Below are 9,055 nucleotides of genomic sequence, written 5' to 3'. Positions count from 1 at the left end.
GGTCAATGCCAATTAGGAACTGGGGCATTATTTTAAATCAGTTCCTTACGATCTATGAAAAAAGGGTCAGACTTTAAAAAGTCCAACCCCTGTTATTTTAACTTTACACACTTTGCGGGATAGTGTCATTTTGAACTTGTTTGTCATCTTCTTTATTAATTTGCACGCGACTTTTAGGGAGGCTCTCGGGATAATTTTCTTTTAGAAAATCTATGAGTTTCTCCCTAATATATACGCGTAAATCAAAAGCGGTTGGAGAATCTTTGGCACTTACCAAGATCCTTATTTCCATAGACCTATCGGTAGCATCAGTTACCTGTACTACTTTAGCTTGTTTATCCCAAAGCGGGGTCGTTTCCAGTAACCTATCCAGTTCTTCTCTAATCTTATCAACAGGAACGGTATAATCTGTATACAAAAACACGGTTCCTAATAAATCGGCCGAATTTTTAGTCCAGTTTTGAAAAGGTGTTTCAATAAAATAGGTAGAAGGCACTACCAATCTCCTTTTGTCCCAAACTTTAATTACCACGTAAGTGAGCGTAATTTCTTCTATCCAGCCCCATTCGCCTTCAACAATTACGGCATCCTGCAGCCTTATTGGTTGAGTAAAAGCAATTTGAATTCCCGCGAGTAGCGTTCCAATAGCTTTTTGTGCCGAAAAACCTATAATAATCCCTGCAATTCCTGCTGAAGTTAATACACTTACCCCAACCGAGCGTATGCTTTCAAAACTCATGAGGGCAATTCCTATGGCCAGAATAACGATAATAAAAATGATAATATTTTCAAGAATATTAAACTGAGTATAAATTTTCCTCGCCTTTAAATTATCAGATGTGTTTACATCATAACCCTTCAGCATTCGGTTTTTAAGAATTTTTAGCGTCAGAATAATTAACCACGTAGCACTTAGAATTATCCCCAGTGTGCTTATAGGCTGAAGAAGTTCATAGGTATATTCAAATCTAAAAATCTTGCTTAGCAGGGCAATTTTTAAAATTAAAGCAGCCAGGAAGATTAATAATGGGATCCAAACCCTTTGTGCAAAATTTACTGGAAGAATATTTCGAGGATCTTTGCCTATTTTCTTCAGAATATAAAACGCTATTAAGAAGCAAACAAGCAGGCTAATCACACCCGCAAGAATATATCTAAACGTTAAAGGGTCTAAGCTCATAAGTAATTATTTATTGGCTTTTTTAGAATCTTCGGCGTTAAAATGAGGTTTTTTTAATTCAACGCGAGACCTGCTAAAGTATATGCCTTCTTCCAATTCTTTAATATAGGCTACCATTTCTTCTCTTAATTTACAATGAAGATCCCAGGCAATAGTGGCGGTACTGGCACTGCAAATAGCCCTAACTTTTAGTGATTTTTCTGTCATTTCGGTGACTTGAAGCATTGGTGGATGTTCTTCGTCCCAATCTTCAGAGTTTTCGACTAATTCTTTAAATTTTGTTCTTAATTTATCTACATCTACACGGTAATCTACATAAAATTCAATTTCATTTATAGAATGTGGGCTGGTAATTGAAAGGTTCTCAAAAGTGTCAGAAATTACTGTTTGCAAAGGAACGATTAGTCTTCTAAGATCCCAGGTTCTCACTATCATATAAGTAAACCTAATATCTTCAACATAACCCCAACGGTCATTTATAATCACGGTATCACCAATTCTTGCCGGTTTGGTGAGCGCTATTTGAATTCCTGCAATAATATTTCCTAATGTACTTTGTGCTGCTATACCTAAAATTATGGTGGCCAATCCTGCTGAAGCCAGCATAGAAATTCCCAGTTTCTCTAAAGATCTAAATTGGGAAAGAATAATCGCTGTACCCACAATTACCACGGTGAAGGTTAAAATTCTTCTGGCAACAGATAAATAGGTGAAAAGCTGCCGGGATTCATGACTATTTTCAGAGGTAACATCTCCTATTTTATTTTCGGCAACATAACGCATTGCAAAATCCAGAATACGCATAAAAAACCAGGTTATTGCAGCTATCACAACGGCGAGTAAAATGGCGTAAATCGTACTCGAAAAAGCACCAGAATAAGAAATTAAATTATTAAGGGTGATATAGAAAAACAAAACGCCGGTTGCAAGGGCCGCCGGAACCCCTAATCGCTTAGATAAAGCCAGTATAATTGGCCTGTTAAATGATTTTGCAATTTTTCTAATTAATAGAATAACCACTCTTCCTAAAAGGTAGGAAACTATTAATAACAAGATGGTTACAACCGGTTTCCATAGAGGCACGGTTCCTATTTGGGCCTGCGACCAGGTTGGCATATGTCGGTCTAAAAAGGTGGGACCGTAAACCTGGTAAAGCTCTTCTGTATTTTCTACGGTATTTGCTGAAATTAACCAAAAGGCCCCATACTCCTGATATTTTACTCTCTGCAGCCTAAAAATTATATCACGGTCTTCTATGGTTGTTTCCCCAAAAACCACACTTCTTCTGGGCGTTCCCGCTACCGCCTGGTTGGTGGTGGTTCTAATATCTACCTGCCCATCGGGCCGGTCGGGTAAACCGTGCCAGTCTATAGCAACCCTTTGATCCATCACAAAATAAAGCTTCTGGGCAATATCAACCGCTTCCTTGTCGGTTATAGAATTAGGCATTAAATTAAGGTTTAGAGCATAAGCAGCATCTTCAAAATTTTTATTTCTGCAACTAATTATAAAATGCTCTAAGGTGGCCTGCGGAGTTTGTAAATTAAACTTGTTAGGAGGGAAACCCAGCGGATTATTTAACCTGGTTAAGGAATAATAAGCTTCATTATAATCTTTTAAACTATTAGGTAAATAATTAGAATCAGTAGAATCTGCTATTTTTTCCTGGGAAGGAAGTTCATCTTTTGTGCTTGTGGAATCTTGCTGATAAGCAAAAACTGAAGCCTGCGCCAACAAAACACAAAACAAACATAGCATGAGCAATCTTATACGGTTTATCATACCTAATTTTTGAAAATTATTTGATAAATAATTATTGGAATAATTTTAAAATTAAGGAATAAAAAAAGACCGTCTAAATTTGACGGCCTTTTTACAATAGTTTTAATAGAAATTATTAGAAACAATACTTATTCTCTGAAGTCAGTTTTTCAGCAATAGTATTTCTTAATTCTACCACATTTGGCATTCTGTCATATTTAGTGAAACGTTTAAGTCCCATAAGCATCATTCGTTGCTCATCACCTTCAGCAAAAGAAGCAATTCCCTCCTTGGCTTTTTGGTTAACGATGTCTACAGCGTGGTATAAATACAATTTAGCCATAGCAATTTGTTCTGTCTGCGAGTCTTCACCAAAACGGTTTACATTCTTTTCGGCTCTTAAAATTGCAGATTCAGCCATATAAGCTTCAATTAATATATCTGAAGCAGCTAAAAGTAGTTGCTGGTGTTCTTCCAGGTCCTGGCCAAATTTTTGAACCGCGCTTCCGGCTACCATTAAGAACACTTTTTTCAGTTTCTTAATCATATCCTTTTCTTCAGCGAATAATTCGTTGAAATCTGGCTTGTCCATAGAGGGAATTCCTGTAAGTTCTTCACCTACTGCCTGTGCAGGTCCTAAAAGATCTACGTGGCCTTTCATTGCCTTTTTAATCAACATTCCCACAGCCAACATTCGGTTAATTTCGTTGGTTCCTTCGTATATTCTGGCAATTCTGGCATCTCTCCAGGCAGATTCCATAGGAGTATCTGCTGAAAAGCCCATACCGCCTAATACCTGTATGCCTTCGTCACTACAATTCTGAACATCTTCAGAACACGCAACTTTTAGAATAGAACATTCTATGGCATATTCCTCGAAAGTCTTTAATTCAGCATCTGAATGCGATTCTCCAGCTTCTAAACGAAGATTAATTCGGTCTTCAATATTTTTAGCAGCGCGGTAACTTGCAGCTTCTCCAACCCAGGCTGAAGTAGCCATTTCTGCTAATTTAGATTTTATAGCACCAAACTTTGCAATTGGAGTTTTAAACTGAACTCTATCATTCGCATATTTTACAGCAACATCGGTTACTCGTCGTTGCGCTTCTAAAGATGCTGCAGCCAGTTTGATTCGACCTACGTTTAAAGCATTCATCGCGATTTTAAATCCGTTTCCTCTTTCTGAAAGCATATTTTCTGCAGAAACTACGGTATCATTGAAAAATACCTGGCGGGTAGAGGAGGCGTGGATGCCCAATTTCTTCTCTTCTTCACCAAAAGTGATTCCGTTAGGATTCTCTTTATCGTATTCCACGATAAATCCGGTGATATTTTTGTCATCCTGAATTCTTGCGAAAACGATAAAAACACTTGCAAATCCCGCATTGGAGATCCACATTTTTTGTCCGTTTATTTTATAGCTTTTTCCATCTTCAGTAAGTTCAGCTTTAGTTTTCCCTGAATTGGCGTCACTTCCCGCTCCTGGCTCGGTAAGACAATATGCGCCAAACCATTCTCCGGTAGCTAACTTCGGAATATATTTTTTACGCTGATCTTCATTCCCGTAAAGTAAGATTGGCAAAGTTCCAATTCCCGTGTGTGCACCAAAAGCGGTTGCGATAGATCCTGTTGCTCCTGAAATATAATCGCAAACCAACATTGTTGAAACAAAGCCCATTCCAAGGCCATCGTATTTTTCGGGTACAGCAACTCCCAAGAAGCCAAGTTCTCCGGCTTTGCCCATTACCTCTTCGGTAAGTGCGTAATTTTTCTTTTCAAATTCTTCTTTTTTCGGCCAGATTTCTCTGTCTACAAACTCCTTTACCGAATCACGCATCATTTTTTGCTCCTCTGTAAAATCTTCTGGAGTAAATACATCTTCTGCTTTGGTTTCCTTTACCAGGAACTGCCCACCGCGTAGAAGTTCTTTTTTATTTTCTGTTGTTTCCATGCTATTATTTTGAATTTTGAATTATAAATTTTAAATGCTCTAGCTTTTTATAATTCAGTGTTGTTAATATTTTTTTGAGCTGTAATAATGATTTTAGTTATGATGTTTATTATATGTGTGATTTCATTTAAATGATTTGAAACTTCAATTTTTGTTATTTCTGAATCTTCTAAAAGTCGCAGCCAGTACTTAGTTTCTCTCGCTTCCTTAGAAGCGATTGACATTTTACTTATAAAATCTCGCTTTGATTGTGCGGCAGTTGCTTCTTCTACATTCGCACCAATACTTGTTGCAGATTTTAATAATTGCCTGGAAATTATAAACTCTCTTTCCTCTTGAAGTTTTTTGAAAAGCGAGATAATATCAAGAGAAAACTTAAAGGTTTTGTCTACTATGATGTTCTCACTTTTCAATCTTATTCATTTAAAATTCAACATACATCATTTAAAATACTTCATAAACCCCAGCAGCTCCCTGTCCGGTTCCTACGCACATGGTAACCATGGCGTATTTATCTTTAAGGTTGCGTTTACGCATTTCATCAAAGATTTGTACCGAAAGTTTTGCTCCTGTACAGCCCAGTGGATGTCCCATAGAAATAGCACCTCCATTGGGGTTCAAGGTCTCGGGGTTCAAGCCAAGTTCTCTAATCACCGCCAGAGATTGTGATGCAAAGGCCTCGTTAAGTTCTATAAGTTGCATATCATTCTGCTTTAATCCAGCTTGTTTTAAAGCTTTTGGAATAGCATGAACCGGCCCAATTCCCATAATTCGAGGATCTACACCTACAGGCGCATAACTCACCATCCTTGCAATTGGTTCAAGATTAAATTCTTTTACCATTTCTTCACTCATCACCATTACAAAAGCGGCACCATCACTCATTTGAGATGAGTTCCCTGCTGTTACACTTCCGCCTTCGGCAAAAACTGGTCTTAGTTTCCCTAAAACTTGTTTAGAGGTATCGGCACGCGGACCTTCATCTTTATTTACCGTATAAGTTTTGGTTTGCTTCTTACCGTCTTTCCCTACAAAAGTTTCTTCAACATCTATAGGTACAATCTGGTCCTGAAAACGATTTTCTTCCTGAGCTTTCAAAGCTTTTTGATGTGAATTAAAAGCAAATTCATCCTGGTCTTCGCGGGAAACTTTATACTTCTCGGCTACGGCTTCTGCAGTAAGACCCATTCCCCAGTAATAATCTTCATTACCTTCCTTAGCAGTTTTGTAATTAGGAACTGGTTTGTAACCTCCCATTGGAATATAGCTCATGCTTTCAGCTCCACCGGCGATAATACAATCGGCCATTCCACTTTGGATTTTAGCCGAAGCAATTGCGATAGTTTCCAGTCCGGAAGCACAATAACGGTTAACCGTCATTCCGGGAACCTTATCGGTGTCTAGACTCATTAATGAGATTAAACGCCCAACGTTAAGGCCTTGCTCTGCTTCTGGCATCGCATTCCCTACAATTACATCATCGATCCTGGTTTTATCAAAATCGGGTAATTGCTTCATCATATATTCTATGGTTTCTGCAGCCAGATCATCTGGGCGCTTAAACCTGAACACCCCACGGGGAGCTTTCCCCACGGCCGTTCTGTATGCTTTTACTATGTATGCTGTTTTGTTCATTATTCTAAATTTTGAATTTTAAATTTCGAATGATTATTCATTCAAAATTCAACATTTATAATTCTTAATTTCTTAGTGGTTTCCCTTTCTTCAACATATGTTGAAGTCGTTCCAGTGTTTTGCGTTCTCCTGTTAGGGAAAGGAAAGCCTCTCTTTCCAGGTCTAACAAGTATTGTTCGCTTACCATTTGTGGTTCAGATAGATCACCACCGGCCATTACATAAGCCAGTTTGTTAGCGATCTTTTTATCATGGTCACTAATATATTTCCCGGCGTTCATTTGATCGGTTCCTACTAAGAAAGCTCCCAAGGCTTGTTTTCCAAGCACTTTTATATCGGTACGGTGAATTGGTTTTGTATATCCATTCTCTGCCATCAACAAAGCGTGTTTCTTGGCGATTGTTAATTGGCGTTCTTGATTCACTACCACGATATCTTTTCCTTTTTGAAGGATATTTAAATCAAAAGCTTCGTGGGCCGAAGTGGAAACTTTTGCCATCCCTATGGTTAAGAAATGTTCTCTTAATCGGTTTAATTCAACATCATCCTTTTCAAAAGTATCGGCTGCACGAACGGTCATTTCTTTAGAACCACCTCCGCCGGGAATTACCCCAACGCCAAATTCAACCAAACCAATATAAGTTTCGGCTGCAGCTACCACTTTATCGGCGTGTAGTGAAAGCTCACATCCGCCACCCAAAGTCATTGAATGGGGTGCAGCAACTGTTGGAATAGAGGAGTAGCGCATACGCATCATTGTATCCTGGAAATATTTAATCGCCATATTTAGCTCTTCATATTCTTGCTCCACAGCCATCATAAAGATCATCCCAATGTTGGCGCCAACAGAAAAGTTCTTCCCGTTATTTGCGACTACTAATCCCTGGTAATCTTTTTCGGCCATATCTATGGCTTTATTGATACCGTCTAAAACATCACCCCCAATGGCGTTCATTTTACTGCGGAACTCCACATTTAAAATTCCATCACCAAGATCTTCAACCACAACACCGCTGTTGCTGAAAACTTCTTTTGATTCACGAATGTTATCTAAAATGATAAATGCATCCTGACCAGGAATTTTCGTGTAATCTTTTTTCTGAATATCGTAATAATAGGTATTACCTTCTTTTACAGTGTAAAAAGAGTCTTTCCCATTTTCCAACATCTCGTTCACCCAGGCCGCCGGTTCTTTACCTTCTGCTTTCATCATCTCAACACCTTTTTTTACGCCAAGAGCATCCCACATTTGGAATGGGCCGTGCTCCCAACCAAATCCGGCTTTTACACCATCATCGATTTTATAAAGTTCGTCTGAAATTTCTGGAATTCGGTTAGAAACATAAGCGAATAATGCTGCAAAGTTCTTACGGTAAAATTCACCGGCTTTTCCTTTATCACCAACTAAAATTTCATAGCGGTCTTCCAGGTTATCTATAGTTTTAGTTTGTTCCAGCACATCGAATTTCGCGCTTTTTCTATCGCGATATTCCATTTTATCTAAGTCTAAAGACTTGATCTCACTGGAGCCATCCTCTTTCTTTACTTTTTTATAAAATCCGGTATTGTTAGTCTTGCTACCCAGCCATTCGTTATCCATCATCGTCTCGATAAAATCTGGTAAAGCAAAAAGATCGTTCGCTTCATCGTCTGGAACACCTTTATGAAGTCCGTTAGCTACGTGTACCAGAGTATCTAAACCAACTACATCTACCGTACGGAAAGTCGCCGATTTCTGGCGACCAATTACCGGCCCGGTAAGTTTGTCTACTTCCTCTATGGTCATATCCATATCTTTAACCATATGGAAAAGACTCATAATACTGAAAATACCAATTCGGTTACCAATAAATGCCGGAGTATCTTTAGCTAATACCGATTTCTTACCAAGGTATTTTTCGCCGTATTCATTAAGAAACTCAAGAACTTCCGGTTTGGTGTCTGGTCCCGGGATAATTTCAAATAATTTCAGGTAACGTGGCGGGTTAAAAAAGTGCGTTCCGCAGAAATGCTGCTGAAAATCTTCGCTTCTTCCTTCATTCATTTGCTGAATAGGAATCCCCGAAGTATTGGATGTAATTAAGGTTCCTTTTTTACGGTGTTTTTCCAGTTTTTCAAACACCTGTTGTTTAATATCCAGGCGTTCTACTACTACCTCAATAATCCAATCTACCTCAGAAACTTTAGAAATATCATCTTCCATATTTCCGGTTTCTATACGATTGGCAAAATCTTTATGATAAATAGGAGAGGGCTTGGATTTTAAAGAAGCTTGCAAAGATTCATTTACCAGGCGGTCTCTAACTTCCTTATCTTCTAAAGTGAGTCCTTTTTTCTTCTCTTTCTCATTAAGTTCCCGCGGGACGATATCCAGCAAGAGAACTTCTACGCCAATATTGGCGAAGTGGCAGGCAATACCGCTTCCCATAATTCCGGAACCGATTACCGCTACTTTATTAATTCTTCTCTTCATAATTTTTATCTGGTTTTACTATAAGGTTTTCGATTATTAACTTAATTGTACAGGT

General features: G+C 38.4%; 6 protein-coding genes. All 6 read right to left on the bottom strand.

What is annotated here, in order from left to right:
• Nucleotides 1-103: 103 nt before the first annotated feature.
• The 6 genes from J0871_RS14290 to J0871_RS14265 all read right to left on the bottom strand — a co-directional run bounded on the left by J0871_RS14290 (nt 104) and on the right by J0871_RS14265 (nt 9,000).
• Entirely contained in the window at nt 104-1,180 is a 1,077-nt protein-coding gene (locus J0871_RS14290; protein WP_208225941.1) for a mechanosensitive ion channel domain-containing protein, read from the bottom strand.
• Nucleotides 1,181-1,186: 6 nt separating this feature from the next.
• Nucleotides 1,187-2,962 carry a mechanosensitive ion channel family protein gene (locus J0871_RS14285; protein WP_243870508.1) on the bottom strand — a complete coding sequence of 592 codons (1,776 nt, stop codon included), beginning with the start codon at nt 2,960-2,962 and terminating at the stop codon, nt 1,187-1,189.
• Nucleotides 2,963-3,077: 115 nt separating this feature from the next.
• Entirely contained in the window at nt 3,078-4,892 is a 1,815-nt protein-coding gene (locus tag J0871_RS14280) for an acyl-CoA dehydrogenase family protein (RefSeq protein WP_208225940.1), read from the bottom strand.
• A 47-nt stretch (nt 4,893-4,939) separates the two neighbouring features.
• Nucleotides 4,940-5,305 carry a four helix bundle protein gene (locus J0871_RS14275; protein ID WP_208225939.1) on the bottom strand — a complete coding sequence of 122 codons (366 nt, stop codon included), beginning with the start codon at nt 5,303-5,305 and terminating at the stop codon, nt 4,940-4,942.
• Nucleotides 5,306-5,336: 31 nt separating this feature from the next.
• A complete protein-coding gene (locus tag J0871_RS14270; protein ID WP_208225938.1) occupies nt 5,337-6,527 on the bottom strand; it encodes an acetyl-CoA C-acyltransferase in 1,191 nt (396 codons plus the stop codon).
• 64 nt (nt 6,528-6,591) lie between these two features.
• Nucleotides 6,592-9,000 (bottom strand): 3-hydroxyacyl-CoA dehydrogenase/enoyl-CoA hydratase family protein, encoded by a 2,409-nt coding sequence (locus J0871_RS14265; protein WP_208225937.1) that lies wholly within the window; start codon nt 8,998-9,000, stop codon nt 6,592-6,594.
• Nucleotides 9,001-9,055 lie beyond the last annotated feature (55 nt).

The sequence above is a fragment of the Salegentibacter sp. BDJ18 genome (assembly GCF_017579965.1).
Lineage (GTDB): Bacteria > Bacteroidota > Bacteroidia > Flavobacteriales > Flavobacteriaceae > Salegentibacter.
The sequence above is the reverse complement of the archived record's forward strand: the minus strand, read 5'-3'. Positions and strand labels throughout refer to the sequence as shown.

Coding starts and splice junctions, on each gene's coding strand:
- J0871_RS14270 (WP_208225938.1), bottom strand. CDS start 6,527: ATGAACAAAACAGCATACATAGTAAAAGCATACAGAACGGCCGTGGGG.
- J0871_RS14290 (WP_208225941.1), bottom strand. CDS start 1,180: ATGAGCTTAGACCCTTTAACGTTTAGATATATTCTTGCGGGTGTGATT.
- J0871_RS14265 (WP_208225937.1), bottom strand. CDS start 9,000: ATGAAGAGAAGAATTAATAAAGTAGCGGTAATCGGTTCCGGAATTATG.
- J0871_RS14280 (WP_208225940.1), bottom strand. CDS start 4,892: ATGGAAACAACAGAAAATAAAAAAGAACTTCTACGCGGTGGGCAGTTC.
- J0871_RS14285 (WP_243870508.1), bottom strand. CDS start 2,962: ATGATAAACCGTATAAGATTGCTCATGCTATGTTTGTTTTGTGTTTTG.